Raw genomic sequence first — 16644 nt, 5'->3', positions numbered from 1 at the left:
CTGAAGAACTACTCGTTGCAGTAGGACCCGCATCTGATATCCCACAGAGCAGTGTGAACTGCTCTGCATCAGAGATGGGATCCAGCCCCGGCGCGGCCACTCGGTCCGTTTCCGGCCCCTCGTGTCCGTCGGCCCGTCGGGCTGACATCCAGAACACTACGTCAGCCGCTGGGGTGCGTCAAAGCCAGGGTCCGTGACAGCGGACACAGAGGCGCTGTTCACCGGCTGTTTTTCCAAGAAGCTCTCAGGTCGGGGCGGTCCAGAGGCCTGCCGAACCGCCGTCGGCGCGCTCCGACGCGGCTCGTCGGCCTGTGATCGACCAAGAACCCTCTCGCTCGGCCATGTCTTCGTAATCTTTGATTCAGATTTCGCCAGACTCGCCCCTGAACGTCGGCTCGCACCGCAGGGCACTCGCCGGGAGCCCCTGAACACGCCGGCGATGCCTCAGCGATCACCCACCGCTCGCCCTTGCTGCGCCGATCCCCCCGGGACCAGCGCACCGATGTCGTCCGTGACGGCATCGGCACCCGCTCGCCGCAGCTCGATCCCGCGTCGTCGCGTCGTGGCGTAGCCGATGGAGCGGACGCCCGTTGCCCTGGCGACCTCGATGTCGGACACCGAGTCACCGATCAGGACCGCTCGCCGCGCGCCGGCCCCGGCGATCGTCAGCGCGCGCTCGACCGTGTGCGGATGCGGCTTCATCAGGTCCGGCCGCACGGCAGGCCGGCCGACGACGTCGCGCACCCACGAGGTCAGGCCATGCCGTTCGAGGTAGGCGTGGATCGCCGCCGCGGCGTTGTTGCTGACGACGACCACCGGGACACCGACACCGTCGAGCGCGGCGAGGAGTGCGTTCGCCCCCGACGTCGGTGCGCACGTCCGGGCCGAAGCCGTCTCCGCGGTCGCGCACGCATCGTCCACGGCGCCGAGCGCCTCACGCGCGTGCTTCCCTGTCCAGCGGATCACAGCGAGGTGGTCGGACGTCGTCGCGACGGCGGCGGGTACCGCGATACCGCAGGCCTGGAGGGCGCGACGACCGGCATCGGCGACGTGCAGGTTGACCGGCCTGGGCAGCAGTGCGGTGACCGGGCCGTCGAAGTCGAGCAGGACGGCGGCCGAGTCGTCGAGGAGCTGGGCGGCATCGATCACCGAGACACTGTGTCACCCGCTCGTCCGGCGAACCGTCGGACAACGACGAGGCCCCGGCCAGCATCTCCGCCGGCCGGGGCCTCGTTCCTGATGTGCGCCCGGAGGGATTCGAACCCCCAACCTTCTGATCCGTAGTCAGATGCTCTATCCGTTGAGCTACGGGCGCCTGCTGTACTGCACGACTGTCGGTTCGCCGCTCGTGCGGCCGACCGACGAGAACACTACCGCCTGTTCGGCGCGGGCCCAAACTCAAACCGCGCTTCCCGGAGAGAACTCCGTCACAGACCGTCCGGAACCACCGCCCGACGAGTCGCACGAGAGTTCCGACAGAAAAGGCCCCGGGCGTCACGCGCGGCCGGGACCTTCCTGGCGGAGACGGAGGGATTTGAACCCTCGAACGGGTTGCCCCGTTACCACCTTAGCAGGGTGGCGCACTAGACCTGACTATGCGACGTCTCCTCGCGACACCCCACGCCCAGACAGGGCGATGCCGCGCGGCCCAGGGTACCTGCCGCACGGCGGCCTGAGCAAAGCGGAGGGCCGATCAGTACTGCTGCGCGCTCCGGAACCGCGTCATCCTGCGGTTCCTCGACCGCGCGCACGCCGGAGCGACCGGCCCGCGGAAGCCGTGCGAGAATTCCCACCCGGCATATTTCACCTGGCGTCAATAGCGGGTACATTCGCGGACATGGACTACGACGTCTTGGTCATCGGATCCGGTTTCGGCGGCAGCGTCGCCGCCCTCCGGCTCACGGAGAAGGGCTACCGCGTCGGCGTGCTCGAGGCCGGCCGCAGGTTCGAGGACCACGAGTTCGCGAAGAACTCCTGGCACCTCAAGCAGTTCCTGTGGGCTCCCGCGCTCGGCTGCTACGGGATCCAGCGGGTCCGCCTGCTGCGCAACGTCCTGTGCCTCACGGGCGCAGGCGTCGGCGGTGGGTCGCTGGTGTACGCCAACACGCTCTACCGGCCCCTGGACCCGTTCTACGCCGACACCGCGTGGTCCCACATCACCGACTGGAAGTCCGAGCTCGCGCCGTACTACGACCAGGCGGAGCGCATGCTCGGCGTGGTGCGGTACCACGGGCGGTCCCCGGCCGACGAGATCGTCCGCGGCGTGGCCGACGACATGGGCGTGGGGCACACCTTCCGGCCCACCCGCGTCGGCGTCTACTTCGGGCCCGGCGGGGCCGAGGCACCGACACCGGGACGCCGGGACCCCGATCCGTTCTTCGGCGGCGTGGGTCCCGAGCGGTCCGGCTGCACGGAGTGCGGCGAGTGCATGACCGGCTGCCGCCACGGCGCCAAGAACACCCTGGTGAAGAACTATCTCTATCTCGCGGAACAGGCGGGCGCCACGGTGCACCCGCTGACCACGGCCGACGTCGTGCGGCCGCTGGACGGCGACGGGTACGAGGTGCGCACGCACCGTACCGGGAGGCGGTGGGCCGGCGGACGACGGTTCACCGCGCGGCAGGTGGTCTTCGCGGCCGGCACGCTCGGGACGCAGCGGCTGCTGCACGCCATGAAGGACGCCGGCACGCTGCCGCGGCTGTCGGCCCGGCTCGGGCATCTCACGCGCACGAACTCCGAGGCGCTGCTGGGGGCGATGACGCCCAAGGTCGGCTCGACCGACTACTCCCGCGGGGTGGCCATCACGTCGTCGTTCTACCCGAACGAGAGCACGCACATCGAGCCCGTGCGGTACGGGCACGGGTCCAACGTCATGGCGGCCCTCCAGCACATCCTCGTGGACGGCGGACCGCACCGCTTCGTGCGCTGGCTCGGCGAGATGGGCAAGAACCTGAGATGGCTGCCGGTGCTGCTGGACTGGCGCCGCTGGTCGGAGCGGACCGTCATCGCCCTGGTCATGCAGGCCCAGGACAACTCGCTCGTCACCCTCACCAGGCGGTCACCCTTCGGACGCTTCATGACGTCGCGGCAGGGCACCGGGGTGCCGAACCCGAGCTGGATCCCGGAGGGGCACGAGGCGGTGCGGCGGATGGCCGACAAGCTGGGTGACGACGGTGTCGAGGGCATCGCGGGCGGCACGATCGGCGACCCGTTCAACATCCCGCTCACCGCGCACATCCTCGGCGGCTGCGCGATCGGGTCGGACGCGGAGAGCGGCGTCGTCGACCCGTACCTGCGGGTGTTCGGGCACGAGGGGCTGCACGTGATGGACGGTTCGGCGGTGACGGCGAACCTCGGGGTGAACCCTTCGCTGACCATCACGGCGCAGGCGGAGCGCGCGTGCGCGCTGTGGCCGAACGCCGGTGAGCCGGACGCCCGGCCCGCACCGGGCGGCGCGTACGTGCCCGTCCGGCCGGTGCGACCGACGGCGCCCGTGGTACCCGAGGCGGCACCGGCCGCGCTGCGGCTCCCCATCGTCGGGATCAGCTAGATCGTCGGGACCAGCCCGCAGGAGCGGTCTGGACGACAGAGGGCGCCGGCCCGGAGGCGAGTCCCCCTGGCCGGCGCCCCGTGACGTCGACGTTCCTGAGCGGAGGGCGAGGGATTCGAACCCCCGGTGCGTTGCCGCACAACGGTTTTCAAGACCGTCACATTAGGCCGCTCTGTCAGCCCTCCTCGCGCGCCCGGCGTCCGCCGTGCAGACGACAGGACCGCGCGGCCACACAGTCTAGCGCCAGCACGGACGGCGACGGCGGGCCGCCTCGAAAGGTGGCCCGCCGTACGCGAAGTGCTGGAGAGTGACTCAGCCCTGCGCCTGTGCGCCGGACCGGAGCTGACGCATCGCGAGCTGGACCAGCGCGATGAGCGTCTGCTTGGTGGCCGCGCGCGAGCGTGCGTCGGTGTACAGCATCGGCACGTGAGAGGGGATCTGGAGCGCCTCGCGCACGTCCTCGAGCCGGTGCTTGGCCACGCCGTCGAAGCAGTTCACGCCCACGACGAACGGGATGTTGCGGGACTCGAAGTAGTCGATCGCCGGGAAGCACTGCTCCAGGCGGTCCGTGTCCACCAGGACGACGGCGCCGATCGCGCCGCGCACCAGGTCGTCCCACATGAACAGGAAGCGGTCCTGACCCGGCGTGCCGAACAGGTACAGCCACAGGTTGCCCGGCAGCTCCACGCGGCCGAAGTCCATGGCCACCGTGGTGGTGGTCTTGCGGTCGGTGACACCACCCGCGTCGTCCACGCCGACCGAGTGCTCGGTCATGGCGGCCTCGGTGTTCAGCGGCTCGACGTCGGAGATGGAACCGATGAACGTCGTCTTGCCCACGGCGAAGCCACCGGCGACGACGATCTTGACGACCGTCGGAGCCGTGCGCTCGGACGCGGGCTGCGCGCCGGGAGCGGGCTGCGCGCCCGCGGTGCCGGCAGGTGCCTGCTGCATCACCGGCGGCGCGGGCTGGGTCTGCGCGGGCCGGGATGCCTGCGCGGTGGGCGCCGGGGCGCCGCCGCCACCACCGAGCACGCTCTGGCGCGCAGGCGTGTTCGAGGAGGCCGTCGCGGTGCCGGCGTTACCCGAGACCGGGGCCCAGTTGGGGCCGCTGCGGGCCCCGCCGTCAGAGGGCGGAAATGCCATTCAGAACACTCTCCAAGACGCTCAGCGACAGGCCCGAGTTCGAGCTGCCGTGGCCTGTGTGGACGTTAACCGGTGTCGAGGTGTGCACGGTGACGTGCCCTTCCTCCTGCATGTCCGCCACCAGGATCCGGACGACCCCCAGGGGCAGACGCAGGAGGGCCGACAGCTCGGCGATCGACACGTACGTGTGCGCGGCGTGCTGGAGGATCGCGCGCTTCTCGGGCGGCAGGCCGTAGCTGCTGACCGCGCCGGGAAGAACCTCCACGAGGGCCTCGAGCGGCAGGTCGGACAGCTCCGACCGCACCCGGCCTCCGGTGACCGCGTAGGGACGCACGGTGGACGTCTCACGGACGTCCCCCTGCCCCTGGGAACCGAAAGGTGCGTACGTCATGGTCGAGTCCTCATCCCACGCTGGCTGCTCGGGTCTGCCCATCGACCGGGAGGCTGCCCCGCATCTCCGAGATGAGCTGCGGCGTGAGCGTGGCCTCGGTGCGGGACACCAGGAGGGCCATCTCGTAGCCGATGAGGCCGATGTCGCAGGTGGCCTCCGCGACCACGCCGAGCACGGACCCGTTCGAGACGTTCATCAGGAAAAGGAACCCGTTGTCCATCTCGATGATCGCCTGACGGACATTACCGCCGTTGAGCTGCCGGGAAGCTCCACGCGTAAGACTTGACATACCCGAGACGATTGCCGCGAGCTGATCGCCGCTGGTGCGGTCGAGCTGGTCGGACATCGCCATGAGCAGGCCGTCTGCCGATACCACGAGCGTGTGCCGGCTGCCGGGAACGGTACGCACGAAGTTGTCGAGCAGCCACCCGAAATTCGTTGCTTCGGTGCTGAGGGTCACTCTCTGTTCCTCCTAGTCAGAATCCACAGACGCGTCTTGGTCACCGCGACTGCGGCGCTGAGTCAGGGACATGATTCACGGTCGAGGGTGCCCACGTCGAGTCCCCATCGCCGTTCTTGCCGTTCTCGTGCTCCGACTTGCCCTCGTCCACCGACTCCGACCGGCCACGCGCGGTGGCCGACTGGAACGCCGAGAGACGCGAGCGAAGCTGCTCGGGATCACGATCGATGCGAGCTGAGAGGCGCTCGACAGTCGGGTCCGCCCCGGTGCCGGAGGCACCACGCGTACGACGGGTCAGACCGCCGCCCACGCTCTCGGCGCTGACCGATGCCGGGCGGTACGAGTCGTTCTCCTTCACGTCATCTTCCTGGAATGCCCCCCGCCGAAGCAGGCTCGTCATCTCCTCGTAGAGAACCGCCGAGGCCGTCCACTCCGAGCGAGCCTCCACCGAGTCCCGCACGTACTCCGGGTCGAGTGGGTCCTTGCCGTCACCGTCCGTACCGGCGGCACGCTTGGCGAGCGGTGCCGGCGAACCGTACGTCGGGTCGTACACAGCGCCGGTCGGGTACGGCTCGCTGAACTCGCGGACCGGGGACTGGACGGGCTGCTGCGCGGTCGCCATCGGCACGGCCTGGGTGGCCGGCGCCGACGCGAACGAGGTGGGCGCCTGCTGGGGCGCCGGGGCCGGAGCGGCCGCGGCACGCGGGGCCGCGTCGACGAACGGGTTCGTCCCCTGCGCCGGCGCCGCGGTCTGCGCGGTCGGCACGGGCACCGTGCCGCCCGCGGGTGCGCTGGGCACCGACGGCATCGCCGACGTCATCGACTCCTGGACCGCCCGCTGGTAGCCCTCCTGGTAGCCCCGCTGGTAGGTCGGGTCCTCCAGGGGCGGCTGAGGTGCGGCAGGGGTCTGGGCCGGGAAGGCGCCGGTCCTCGGGCCGCTCGCCTGCGAGGCGGGGGCGCCCTGCGGCTGGATCAGCGACTGGAAGTCCTGCGGCTGGTTCGGGACGTAGACGTCCTGCGCCTGGTTGGGGACGTAGAAGTCCTGCTGCTCCGGCGCCTGGAAACCCTGCGCCGGGAAGCTCTGCGTCTCCACGCCCGGGGCGCCGAAGCTCGGCACGCCGGCCACCGGACCGCTCACGGCCTGGACCGGACGCGACGCCGGACGCTCCTGCGGCTGGTAGGCACGCAGCTCGCCGGTGGCGGGCTGACCCGGCCGGCGGCCGAACAGCCCACGCTTCTGGGCGGGCTTGCCGCCCTGCGGGGACGCACCCGTCGAGCGACGGCTCGGGAGGTCCGCCATGAGCTCCTCGAACGCGGGCAGCGCCTCGAAGGACGAGTCGGGCCCTTCCGGAGCCTCGGCCCCGAAGCCCTGCGACAGCCCTCGGTCGCCCTGGTCCTGCCGGCCGAAGCTCTGGGCCGGGGCCGGCGCCTGCGGGCCGTTCGCGGCCGGGAAGCGCATCACGTCGGTGTCGGACATCCCCGGCAGCGCGGCCGGGTCCTGGGTGACCGGGTCGAGCTGCAGCGACTGGGTGCCGCCGCCGTCCGCCGGGTCGATGGTGCTCAGCGAGCGGAAGCTCGAGAAGAGGGCGCTGCGCTGGTCCACGTCCACCGCGGCGGGCGTGGTGTCCTCGAAGACCGGCGCCACCGGCTCCGCCGGCTGCGGCGCACGCTGCCGGCTGGGGAGCGAGCTGCCCTCGGAGACGTTCGACGGCGGGGCCCAGGCGTTGTCGTCACCCTGGTACTCCTGCGGGAGCGACGGCGTCTGGATCTCCGGGAGGACGATCGATCCGGTCGGTGTGGTCTCCGCGACCGGCTGCGCCGCCGTCGAGCTGCGGCGCCGGGCCAGGCCGAGCGCCGTCGTGCCGTCCGTGAGGGACTCGATGTCCACCTGCTGGGCGACGGGTGCCGGCTGGGCCGCGAACGCGGCGGCCGCGATCTGCGACGTGCCGGTCGGGACGGGCAGACCCTGCTGGGGTACGGACGTCGTGGCCGGGCCGGCCGACGTCACGGCGGGCGAGCCGAAGCCGCTCGTCGGCGCCCCCGCGCCACGCATCGCACCCGTGCCGGGGCCGGTGGCGACCGGGCCGTTGAACTGCGAGGCGGCCTGCTGGGTGTTGGCCTCCAGCGGGTCCGTGGGCATCGGCAGCGGCATGGCGTTGTCCGGCATGAACAGCACCGCCGGGAAACGGACGGTCACCTCGGTGCCGGTACCGCCCTCGCCCGCGCCGAACGCCACCTGGGCGCCGAGGCGGTCGGACAGGCGGCCCACCACGTAGAGGCCGAGCCGCTGGGCGCCGACGGCGTCGGACGCGGAGTGGCTGAGCACCTTGCGGTTCGCCTCGGCGATCTCCTCGGGGTTCATCCCGAGGCCGTGGTCGCGGACCACGACGGTGACGTACTGCTCGTCACGCGCCGTGGTGACCTCGACCGGCGTGTGCGGCTCCGAGAACATCGTCGCGTTCTCGAGGAGCTCGGCCAGAAGGTGCGCGGCGTTCAGCGCGTTGTGGCCCAGCATCATCGGGTCGACGACGAGGTTGAGTCGCACGCGGTCGTACAGCTCGATCTCGGAGGACGCGGTACGGATCACGTCGGAGACCGGCATCGGCTGGCGCACGCGACGACCGGAGTCGATGCCGGCGAGGACGAGCAGCGACTCCGCGTTGCGGCGCATCCGGGTCGCGAGGTGGTCGAGGCGGAACAGGTTCGACAGCGTCGACGGGTCCTCCTCCGACCGCTCGAGGTCGTCGAGGAAGGCGAGCTGCCGGTTCAGCAGCACCTGGTCGCGGCGGGCCACGTTGACGAACATCTCGGCGATGGAGCCACGCAGGGCGGCCTGCTCGCGGGCGACGTCGATCGTGGTGCGGTTGACGTCGTTGAACGCCGCGGCGAGCTGACCGATCTCGTCCGACGACTCGACGGTGATCGGGTCGAGGTCGATGCTCGGGCCCTGGCCCGGCACCGACACCTGCTCCACCAGGGTGGGGAGGCGGTCACGGACCACGCCGGCGGCCTGCGTGAGGCGGCGCAGCGGGGAGACCAGGCGACGGGCGATGACGAGGGCCATGATGACCGAGAAGCCGAGGGCCGCGATCGCGACGCCACCGGTGAGGTACGCGCGGTTCGCGGCGACGTCGGCGCGCTCCTGGGCGAAGGCCGCCGTGTCCTCACGGACGGCGTCGCGGACGATGCGGCCCTCCTCGACCCACTTGGCGGACTCGTCCTGGAACGCCTGCACCTGGGCCGGCTGGATGGAGGCGAGGTCGCCGCGCGCGACGTACCCGCGCACGGTGCCGTAGACGCCGTCCATCCCCGGCACCTGGTAGTCGCCGGGGATGCGGTCGAAGAGGTCCTGCGTGCTGTCCCACTCGCGGTCACCCAGGTTGACCAGGTCCGCGGCGCGCAGCGCGAGCGAACGGGAGGCGGCCTCGGCCTGGTCGTCGGGGTAGGCGTTGAAGATGCCCAGGGCCAGCGAGACGATCGGCCGCTCGTACGTGTTGGTCAGCATGAGCTGGTCGATCGCGTAGTAGGCCTCGAGGCGGGTACCCAGGTCGCGGTCCTCGGAGGTGTCCGCGATGGCGTCCATCACCTCGAGCGCACCGTCGATGTACGTGCCGTAGGCGTCGGTCGCGACCTGCTCCGTGAGCCGGCCCTCGGCGACCTTCTTCTGCACGTCGGTGATGGCGGCGCGGTCCTCGATGGTCTGCGTGACGGCGTCCTTGACGCGCTGGTCGAGCATCGAGATGTCGATGTCCAGCAGCTCGTCGTCGCGGGCGTCGAGCGCCGTGATCGTCTGGGCCTGGGCCGCCGGGGCGGCCCACACCGGGTTGCCGTCCTTGTCCGTGACCGGCTTGCCGTCCTCCCCGATCTCCGGGGTTCCCTGCAGCAGGGCGAGGCGGGCACCGTCACCGGACTCGGAGTCGTCGATCATCGCGACGATGTTGTACGCGCGCTCCTGCGCGAACGCCGTGCCTGCCTGGTCCTGGTACTCGAGCGCGGCGACGAGATCAGCTGTCTGCTGCGCGCGCATCGCGTCGGCCACCGAGAGGCCGATGATGTACGCCGCTGCGATGACCAGGACGACGGCAGGCGTGACCAGAGTCGCAAGAACTTTCCCGCGCACTCCCAACCTGCGGAACATGCGTACCTCTCTCCATCACTGATCCGGAAGGGTGTGGCGTGCGTGGTGCCCGCCGCGCATCCCTCGGTGCTGCGTACAAGTTACCGGCACCCGGTTCCCGCTGACGACCCTCGTGAGGCCACGCGGAAGTAGGCTTCATCGATGTGCGAGCCGTCACGATATCCGGACCGGGGCCCTCAGGGAAACTCTCCCTCTCCTCGCTGAATCACCCGAATACTGGCCAAAGCGACGTGCTGATCGAGGTCGCCGCTGCTGGCGTCAATCGCGCTGACCTGCTCCAACGGGCCGGATACTACCCCCCTCCGCCGAATGCCCCGGACTGGCCGGGTCTGGAGATATCCGGAACAGTCAAGCGTGTCGGGCGCGGCGTGTCGCGCTGGCGGGTCGGAGACCAGGTGGTCGCGCTCCTCGAAGGGGGCGGGTACGCAGAGCTGGCGGTGGTCCGCGAGACGCAGGTGCTCCCGGTGCCCGACGGCATCGACCTGGTGGACGCCGCAGCTCTCCCCGAGGCGGCCTGCACCGTCTGGAACAACCTCGTGGACGTCGGCCGGCTGCGCGCCGGCGAGTGGGTGCTGGTCCACGGCGGGTCCGGGGGCATCGGCACCATCGCGATCCAGGTCGCCAAGGCACTGGGCGCACACGTGGTCACCACGGCGGGCGGGCCCGAGCGCACGGCCCGGTGCGCGGAGCTCGGTGCCGACGTCGTCGTCGACCACCGGACGCAGGACTTCACGCAGGAGGTGCTGCGCGCGACGGACGGGCGCGGCGCCGACGTCGTGCTCGACCTGCTCGGCGGGGGCGCCCTGGACGCCAACGTCCGCACGCTGGCCCGCGGCGGCCGCCTGGTCGTCATCGGGATGCAGCAGGGGCGGCGCGGGGAGCTCGACCTCAGCGCGCTGCTGGCCCGGCGCGGCACCGTCACCGGCACGCTGCTGCGCTCGCGCCCGCCCGAGGAGAAGGCCCGCATCGTCGCCGACACCGAACAGCACGTGTGGCCGCTGTTCGCCGACGGGCGCGCCCGGCCGGTGGTGCACGCGCGCATCCCGTTCGCCGAGGCGCAGTCGGCCCACGACCTCCTGGAGTCGGGAGAGGCCTTCGGCAAAGTGCTCCTGACTCCGTGATCAACCGATGCCTATATATAGGCATGGCCGGTAATTTCGTTCCGGCGCACAGAATGCCGTGCGGGTGTCAGCCGAATGAGGCAAGACTGGGTCCATGACCGACGAGCGAGCAAACCCCGAGACCGACGAGCGATCTGCCGGCACGCCCGGCCGCCCCGGCGGCCCGACGCCGGTGCACCCCCAGGTGGTGACCCCCGACGGCGCGGCCGTGCCGCCCGACCGTGCGGCCGAGCACGCCGAGGAGGAGAAGGTGGACGAGGCGGAGGCCGTGGTGGGCCAGGTGGAGGAGCCCGCCAAGGTCATGCGGATCGGCGGCATGATCAAGCGGCTCCTCGACGAGGTCCGCGACGCCCCGCTGGACGAGGCGGCACGCACCCGGCTCGCCGAGATCCACGAGCGCTCCATCCACGAGCTGGAGGACGGCCTCTCGCCGGACCTGGTCGACGAGCTGCACCGCATCACGCTGCCGTTCACCGACGACTCCGCGCCGTCGGACGCCGAGCTCCGCGTGGCCCAGGCACAGCTCGTGGGCTGGCTGGAGGGTCTGTTCCACGGCATCCAGACGGCCCTCGTGGCCCAGCAGATGGCCGCCCAGGCGCAGCTCTCGCAGATGCGGCGCGCCCTGCCGCCCGGTACGGCCGCATTCGGCCCCGGCGGGCCGGGCGGCCCCACCCTGCCGGGTGCCCAGGACGACGAGGGCGGCGAGCGCCGGACCCCCGGCCAGTACCTCTGAACCTGTACTTCTGGACCGCTACCGCTGGACGGGGCGGTCAGAGGTCGGTGGGATCGACGAGAAACCCGTCCTCGTCGGCGATCTCGCCGCCGGCTGCGCCGTGGATCGCCGCGGCCAGCCGGGCCACCAGCTCGGCCGCGCGCTTGCGCGCGACGCGCAGCTCCATGGCGGGGAACTCGCGCTGCGACTCGACGAGGTCGTGCGGTGCCCAGTGCACCCAGTAGCGCACCGCGCCCTGCTCCGCCCACGGCAGGCCGCGCAGCAGGCGCGGCAGCTTCTCCTCACCGCTGATCTCGATCGACACGATGCCGTCGACGCCGAGCTCCACGACCAGGCCGTACCCGTCGAGCACGCGGGGGCCGGTCAGGGCCTTGATGTCGTAGTCGTCGGCGGCGTCGTGCAGCCGCTTGCGCAGGTCCGGGTCCAGCGGGTCGCCCGGGTACAGCGGCTTGTCGGCGATGCCCTTCGGCGGGCCGCCCCACTCCTGGCCCTCCATGTGGAGGCGGGCCCGCGGGTGCACCTGCTGCAGGATCGTGTGGGCGGCCTGCGGGTCCAGCCAGACGTCGGAGTACACGGTCATGTCGATGGCGGCGCCGGCGTCCGGGGTGAGGACCACTCCCGCGCCGGGCTGCGCCGTCGGGCCGCCCGGGCCGTCCCACAGGCCGCCGACGTCCAGCCGGAGCGAACCGCCCAGCCGACGCGCCACGGCGACGAGCCACTCGACCAGGCGGCGCTCCTCACGTTCGGGCATGCCGCCGGCAAAGGCCCGTCCGACGCCGTCGCGGTCGCCACCGCCCGGGAAGGGAACCTCGCCGCGCTCGCGGTGGCAGACGATGTCGAAGGCCATGGCGGCGCCCGGCGGGACGCCGAGGTCGAAGCCGTCGCCGGCGGGCTGGTACGGGCCGTTGATCACCGCGTGCCGCGAGACCCGCAGCACGCCGACCTCCTTGCCCTGTGCCCGGCGGCCCTGCGGTGCGCCGGCCACGTTGCCCGGGAGGATGCCCGCCGGCACCACGTCCCATCGGGTGGCGGAGAACCGGGAGAGCGCGAGGACCTCGATCTCGTCCAGCTCCACGTCACCCGGCACCGTCAGGACGTGCCGTGCCTGGTGTGCCTGCGCGGCCGTGCGCGGCAGGAGCGGGAGCTGGGGAGAGGCCATCGGGGTCCCTTCTGACGTCCGGATCGCCCGGTCCGTGCCGGGCACCCGGAGCCTACCTCCCGCCGCTGACCTTCCGGACGCCCCGCCCGGCCCGCGGCCGTCACACCGCCGTGCGGTGGAAGTTCTGCGCGGAGCGGGACGCCGTGGGGCCGCGCTGACCCTGGTAGCGGGACCCGTAGAGGTCCGAACCGTAGGGGTGCTCCGAGGCCGAGGAGAGCCGGAAGAAGCAGAGCTGGCCGATCTTCATCCCGGGCCACAGCTTGATCGGCAGCGTCGCGACGTTGCTCAGCTCCAGGGTCACGTGCCCGCTGAAGCCGGGGTCGATGAACCCGGCCGTGGAGTGCGTCAGCAGGCCCAGCCGGCCGAGGGACGACTTGCCCTCCAGGCGGGCGGCGACGTCGTCGGGCAGGGTGACCGTCTCGTAGGTGCTGCCCAGCACGAACTCGCCCGGGTGCAGCACGAACGCCTCGCCGTTGTCCGCCTCCACGAGGCGCGTCAGCTCGGGCTGGTCCGCGGCGGGGTCGATGAACGGGTACTTGTGGTTGTCGAAGAGCCGGAAGAACTTGTCGAGGCGCACGTCGATGCTCGACGGCTGCAGCATCGACTCGTCGTACGGGTCGAGGACCACACGGTCGGCCTTGAGCTCGGCGAGGATGTCACGGTCGGAGAGGAGCACCCGGCTACGGTACTGGGCCTCCCCGGGCGGCGCCGCCCCGTCCCGGGGAGGCGCCGCGGGCGTCACCGGGCGCCGGTCACCACTGGAGCGGCCGGTGCTTCGCGTCGACCGACCAGTAGCCCTTGCGCATCACGAGGAACAGGACGCCCTCGATGGCACCCCAGATGGCGGGCACGAACCACGCGTTCCCGAGGGACACGGCGGTGATCAGCAGCATGACCCAGCCCAGTCCCTTGTAGCCCAGGTAGAACCGGTGCGCGCCCACCACGCCGAGCAGGATCCCGAGCAACCCTGCAGTGAGCCGGGACTTGCGGCCCGGGACGTGCGCCGGGGGCGGGGTGGGGCGGTCGTAGTCGTACTGCTGCTGGTAGTTCGCCGGGGGCTTCGAGGGCCGCATGGCACGAGTCTCGCGTGCGGGTTGCGCGGGTTCCGGCGGCTGCGGCGGCCGCGGAGGGAGGGGCTTGGTCTCCTGGTAGATCGGCTCGGTCGGCTTCTCGCTGGGGTGCTCGCTCACTGCTGCTCCGGCTGCTCGGCGACACTCGCACGGGAACCGGTTCGGGCATCCGGGCGAGGTTGGGTATGATCAGGTCGCGCGCCAGGTTCACGGGGCGCTGTTGCGGAACCCTAGCGGGATTCGCAAACAGCAGATACCCGGGCAGAACCGGACGATGCGGGTGTAGTTCAATGGTAGAACTTCAGCTTCCCAAGCTGACAGCGCGGGTTCGATTCCCGTCACCCGCTCCACAGACGAAGCCCCAGGTCAGGATGCAGATCCAGTCCTGGGGCGAAGTTGTTTCCCAGGGCCCACCGGAAGGGCTTGGGCCCCAAACGGGCCCCAAGCGATGCCTATTCAGGCGCCGTCGACGCCTCAGGTCCTCCGCCAATGAGCCGACGATAGAGGTCAGTGAGATCCCGTGGCGTCGCCGTCGACGACTCTGGCCCGCTGCCGAGCTTCTCGCGCAGGGGGTCGGTGTAGTTCAGTCCAGAGCCGCTTCGAACATAGTCGCGCACGTCCGGGCAGTTCTCACGAGGATTGGGTGACGTGTCGCAAGCAGCGACTGCGAGGAGAGTCGGATAGAGGGACGTGAAAGCGCTCGGCGCGATCGGCCCATCTTGTGCGTCTCCTGTCAACCCAACCTGCGACGTGGGCAAGGTACGCGCGATCTCATCCACCAGTTGCAACGCCTCGTCGCTGGCGATGAGCTCCATGTCGTTTATCTCGCCTTGGAAGACGTACCTGGTGTTCTGGTACTCCGCGAGTGACGGATGACACGACACGTTCGGTGCCGCCCCTTTGTCGGTCCCGGCAACGCACGAATCCCAGCGTGACGCCGCAGCGGTCGCATAGGTGTCCAGAGCGTCGATGTACTCCGTGTACGCAACCCGCCGAAGATCCCGCTCCTGCATTGCCGCTTCCGCCTCGGCGGCTTCGCGAGTCCCCGCCAGAGTGAAGGCCCCACCAATCAAGGCGCCCCCCAGGCCAACGAGGCCTGTGATGGCCGCGACCCATACATTCGACCTGTGCGTGGCGGCTGTGCTTCGCGGCGTGCTTGCAGTCCGGGATGATCCGGCAACACGGCGAACGGTCCGCATGCTTGATATCCAACAGCAACGGCTGGTCCCAGTCTGCACTGACAGCCGCAACTTCACCCAGATGGGTGCACGAAACTGGGGTGAAGTAGCCCAGACGTCCGCCGCTCGCGGGTCGCGCGGCGTGGGGCACGCTCGGCTGCATGAGTTGGGACGTGCCGGACCTCGCGCCGGAGTCATAGGTGGCTTTGATCGCTTCTGGAGTCGCATGCGGCCGTGATGGTGGAACGTCCCGCGCCGTGGACAGCTGCAGGAACGCATCTTCGGCTCCCAGCCGCCCAAGTGGACTCGAACGCAAGGCTCCGATCAAGGCCGAGCGTCACTCGGCTGCGGAAACCCAGCCGTGGACATGCCCCGCCGTAGTCAACGCAGAGTTTGTCGACTAAGGGCGACTATCCGGATAGGCGCGGCTCGCGACAAGGTGCAGGGTTCGCTCCAAGAAATAAGTCACCCCAGGGCCCGAGGGCCTCCGATCCGCCCGAGTGGCAGCATGAAATGAACACGCGGGCAACTTGGCACGCACCGAACTAAGCGAGGCGACTACCGATGAGCGACGAAGACGCCGCAAAGAGAGCCGAAGAAGCGGCCAAACGTGCTGAGGAGGCGGCCAAGCACGCGGCAGAAGAGGCAGCCAGGATTGAGAAGGCGGTCGCCGCATCAGGGTCGGAAGGCCGCAACGCCGCCTCGGGTGGTCCTGCCGGCAAGGACAAGGGCGACTACGACGACGGGGTGTAACCCATGATTCCAGAGGGATTCGCCACCCTCTACGCGTTTCTGGGGCTAGTTGCGCCCGGGTTGCTATTCCAGTTCCTACGGGAGCGCGCGCGGCCAGCCTTGGAAGAAACCGCGTTCCGCGAGGCTAGCCGGGTCGCGATCACGAGTCTGGTCTTCACCACAGCATCGATCTGGATCCTCGCACTGGTCAGTAGAGCCCTGCCAGGAGCCCTCATTGACCTCTCCGAGTGGATACGCCTCCAGTCTGTGTACGTCGGCAACCACCTTTGGCTTGTAGCGTGGTCGGTCCTCGCCGAAGTTGGACTCGCTTGCCTTATCGCTTGGCTGGTCGCAGCCGCTCTCGCAAAGTGGTTCGACGATTCGGGCGGCAGATACTCCAAAACCAGCGTCTGGCACCTCGCCTTCTCGGCATCGAAGCCCGATGGCAAGGCCGCATGGGTCGAGGTCAGGCTCGCGGATGATTCCAAAGCATGGGGTTACATCCACTACTTCACGACGGACCTGTCCCTGGAGAAGCGGGAGCTCTCACTGAAAGGGCCGGGGCTGGCGGTCCAACCCAAGGGTGGGGACCTGAAGGAACTAGATCGCACCTACCTCGTCATACCCGGCCCGGAGATTCGCCGCATAGGCGTTTCGTTCAAGGACACGCCTTGTTGACCATCGGGGTAGCCATGAGGCCGACAGCCTGCGAGCGTGCGGCCGGGTCTGGTACACACGACGACGCCGTTCCGGCTCGCCGCGGCGCATAAGGCATGTCGCCGCGACGAGCCTACGAGACGTACGGCGGACTCGGTTCTAACCTTCCACGACCCGAGTAGATGCCTTCAGAGCACCTCCGAGGTGGTCAGCGATCTTCCTGTCCGCCTCGCAGTTCCGGTGCTACGCCATGCCAATCCAAGCGAATAGCGACGGCCCACCGTCAGAGGGGGGCCGTCATTGTCTTCCGTC

At 70.3% G+C, this 16644-nt stretch carries 14 protein-coding genes and 4 tRNA genes; 6 read left to right on the top strand and 12 right to left on the bottom strand.

Translation table 11 applies throughout. From position 1 onward, the window contains the following. Window positions 1–444: 444 nt before the first annotated feature. The 3 genes from ACO229_RS22890 to ACO229_RS22880 form a co-directional block, all read right to left on the bottom strand. Window positions 445–1149: an HAD family hydrolase gene (locus ACO229_RS22890; RefSeq protein WP_423462901.1), complete on the bottom strand. Its 705-nt coding sequence runs from the start codon at window positions 1147–1149 to the stop codon at window positions 445–447. 93 nt (window positions 1150–1242) lie between these two features. After that, window positions 1243–1315, bottom strand: a tRNA-Arg gene (locus ACO229_RS22885). Window positions 1316–1516: 201 nt separating this feature from the next. Next, window positions 1517–1608: transfer RNA gene (locus ACO229_RS22880), tRNA-Ser, on the bottom strand. A 229-nt stretch (window positions 1609–1837) separates the two neighbouring features. Here ACO229_RS22880 and ACO229_RS22875 point away from each other — a divergent pair. Continuing rightward, the gene (locus ACO229_RS22875) at window positions 1838–3550 is read left to right on the top strand and encodes a GMC oxidoreductase (RefSeq protein WP_423462900.1); all 1713 of its coding nucleotides are present in this window, start codon (window positions 1838–1840) and stop codon (window positions 3548–3550) included. Window positions 3551–3650: 100 nt separating this feature from the next. Here the strand turns inward: ACO229_RS22875 and ACO229_RS22870 are convergent. The 5 genes from ACO229_RS22870 to ACO229_RS22850 all read right to left on the bottom strand — a co-directional run bounded on the left by ACO229_RS22870 (window position 3651) and on the right by ACO229_RS22850 (window position 9682). Further along, window positions 3651–3735: transfer RNA gene (locus ACO229_RS22870), tRNA-Ser, on the bottom strand. Window positions 3736–3862: 127 nt separating this feature from the next. After that, a complete protein-coding gene (locus ACO229_RS22865) occupies window positions 3863–4501 on the bottom strand; it encodes a GTP-binding protein (protein WP_397429516.1) in 639 nt (212 codons plus the stop codon). A 172-nt stretch (window positions 4502–4673) separates the two neighbouring features. Continuing rightward, window positions 4674–5084 carry a DUF742 domain-containing protein gene (locus tag ACO229_RS22860; protein ID WP_119141442.1) on the bottom strand — a complete coding sequence of 137 codons (411 nt, stop codon included), beginning with the start codon at window positions 5082–5084 and terminating at the stop codon, window positions 4674–4676. 10 nt (window positions 5085–5094) lie between these two features. Next, on the bottom strand, window positions 5095–5544 hold the full coding sequence (locus ACO229_RS22855; RefSeq protein ID WP_020017525.1) for a roadblock/LC7 domain-containing protein: 450 nt from the start codon (window positions 5542–5544) through the stop codon (window positions 5095–5097). 40 nt (window positions 5545–5584) lie between these two features. After that, window positions 5585–9682, bottom strand: a complete 4098-nt coding sequence (locus ACO229_RS22850; RefSeq protein ID WP_423462899.1) for an ATP-binding protein — start codon at window positions 9680–9682, stop codon at window positions 5585–5587. A gap of 143 nt (window positions 9683–9825) precedes the next feature. Here ACO229_RS22850 and ACO229_RS22845 point away from each other — a divergent pair, with 143 nt between their 5' ends. Beyond that, complete coding sequence (locus ACO229_RS22845) at window positions 9826–10803, top strand: NAD(P)H-quinone oxidoreductase (protein WP_423462898.1); 978 nt, start codon at window positions 9826–9828, stop codon at window positions 10801–10803. 94 nt (window positions 10804–10897) lie between these two features. After that, complete coding sequence (locus ACO229_RS22840) at window positions 10898–11536, top strand: bacterial proteasome activator family protein (protein ID WP_397411845.1); 639 nt, start codon at window positions 10898–10900, stop codon at window positions 11534–11536. Between the two features lie 37 nt (window positions 11537–11573). Here ACO229_RS22840 and ACO229_RS22835 read toward each other — a convergent pair whose 3' ends face one another. From ACO229_RS22835 to ACO229_RS22825, 3 genes are all read right to left on the bottom strand, one after another. Then, window positions 11574–12695 (bottom strand): hypothetical protein, encoded by a 1122-nt coding sequence (locus ACO229_RS22835; protein ID WP_397411847.1) that lies wholly within the window; start codon window positions 12693–12695, stop codon window positions 11574–11576. Between the two features lie 100 nt (window positions 12696–12795). Continuing rightward, window positions 12796–13371 (bottom strand): dCTP deaminase, encoded by a 576-nt coding sequence (gene dcd, locus ACO229_RS22830; protein WP_397411849.1) that lies wholly within the window; start codon window positions 13369–13371, stop codon window positions 12796–12798. 76 nt (window positions 13372–13447) lie between these two features. Then, window positions 13448–13768, bottom strand: a complete 321-nt coding sequence (locus ACO229_RS22825; RefSeq protein WP_423462897.1) for a TM2 domain-containing protein — start codon at window positions 13766–13768, stop codon at window positions 13448–13450. 273 nt (window positions 13769–14041) lie between these two features. Here ACO229_RS22825 and ACO229_RS22820 point away from each other — a divergent pair. Further along, window positions 14042–14115 (top strand) — tRNA-Gly (locus ACO229_RS22820). 102 nt (window positions 14116–14217) lie between these two features. Here the strand turns inward: ACO229_RS22820 and ACO229_RS22815 are convergent. Next, the gene (locus tag ACO229_RS22815; protein ID WP_423462896.1) at window positions 14218–14580 is read right to left on the bottom strand and encodes a hypothetical protein; all 363 of its coding nucleotides are present in this window, start codon (window positions 14578–14580) and stop codon (window positions 14218–14220) included. Window positions 14581–15507: 927 nt separating this feature from the next. Between ACO229_RS22815 and ACO229_RS22810 the strand changes: the two genes are divergently transcribed. Beyond that, complete coding sequence (locus tag ACO229_RS22810) at window positions 15508–15696, top strand: hypothetical protein (RefSeq protein ID WP_423462895.1); 189 nt, start codon at window positions 15508–15510, stop codon at window positions 15694–15696. A gap of 3 nt (window positions 15697–15699) precedes the next feature. Further along, window positions 15700–16353: a DUF6338 family protein gene (locus ACO229_RS22805; RefSeq protein ID WP_423462894.1), complete on the top strand. Its 654-nt coding sequence runs from the start codon at window positions 15700–15702 to the stop codon at window positions 16351–16353. Window positions 16354–16644: the final 291 nt, after the last annotated feature.

The sequence above is a fragment of the Promicromonospora sp. MS192 genome (genome assembly GCF_049532985.1).
GTDB lineage: Bacteria > Actinomycetota > Actinomycetes > Actinomycetales > Cellulomonadaceae > Promicromonospora.
The sequence above is the reverse complement of the archived record's forward strand: the minus strand, read 5'-3'. Positions and strand labels throughout refer to the sequence as shown.

What these genes read in the sequence shown, in the direction of transcription:
- ACO229_RS22875 (WP_423462900.1), top strand. Translation starts at nt 1,838, where the DNA reads ATGGACTACGACGTCTTGGTCATCGGATCCGGTTTCGGCGGCAGCGTC.
- ACO229_RS22865 (WP_397429516.1), bottom strand. Translation starts at nt 4,501, where the DNA reads ATGCAGCAGGCACCTGCCGGCACCGCGGGCGCGCAGCCCGCTCCCGGC.
- ACO229_RS22860 (WP_119141442.1), bottom strand. Translation starts at nt 5,084, where the DNA reads ATGACGTACGCACCTTTCGGTTCCCAGGGGCAGGGGGACGTCCGTGAG.
- ACO229_RS22850 (WP_423462899.1), bottom strand. Translation starts at nt 9,682, where the DNA reads ATGTTCCGCAGGTTGGGAGTGCGCGGGAAAGTTCTTGCGACTCTGGTC.
- ACO229_RS22840 (WP_397411845.1), top strand. Translation starts at nt 10,898, where the DNA reads ATGACCGACGAGCGAGCAAACCCCGAGACCGACGAGCGATCTGCCGGC.
- ACO229_RS22835 (WP_397411847.1), bottom strand. Translation starts at nt 12,695, where the DNA reads ATGGCCTCTCCCCAGCTCCCGCTCCTGCCGCGCACGGCCGCGCAGGCA.
- ACO229_RS22825 (WP_423462897.1), bottom strand. Translation starts at nt 13,768, where the DNA reads ATGCGGCCCTCGAAGCCCCCGGCGAACTACCAGCAGCAGTACGACTAC.
- ACO229_RS22815 (WP_423462896.1), bottom strand. Translation starts at nt 14,580, where the DNA reads ATGGAGCTCATCGCCAGCGACGAGGCGTTGCAACTGGTGGATGAGATC.
- ACO229_RS22810 (WP_423462895.1), top strand. Translation starts at nt 15,508, where the DNA reads ATGAGCGACGAAGACGCCGCAAAGAGAGCCGAAGAAGCGGCCAAACGT.
- ACO229_RS22805 (WP_423462894.1), top strand. Translation starts at nt 15,700, where the DNA reads ATGATTCCAGAGGGATTCGCCACCCTCTACGCGTTTCTGGGGCTAGTT.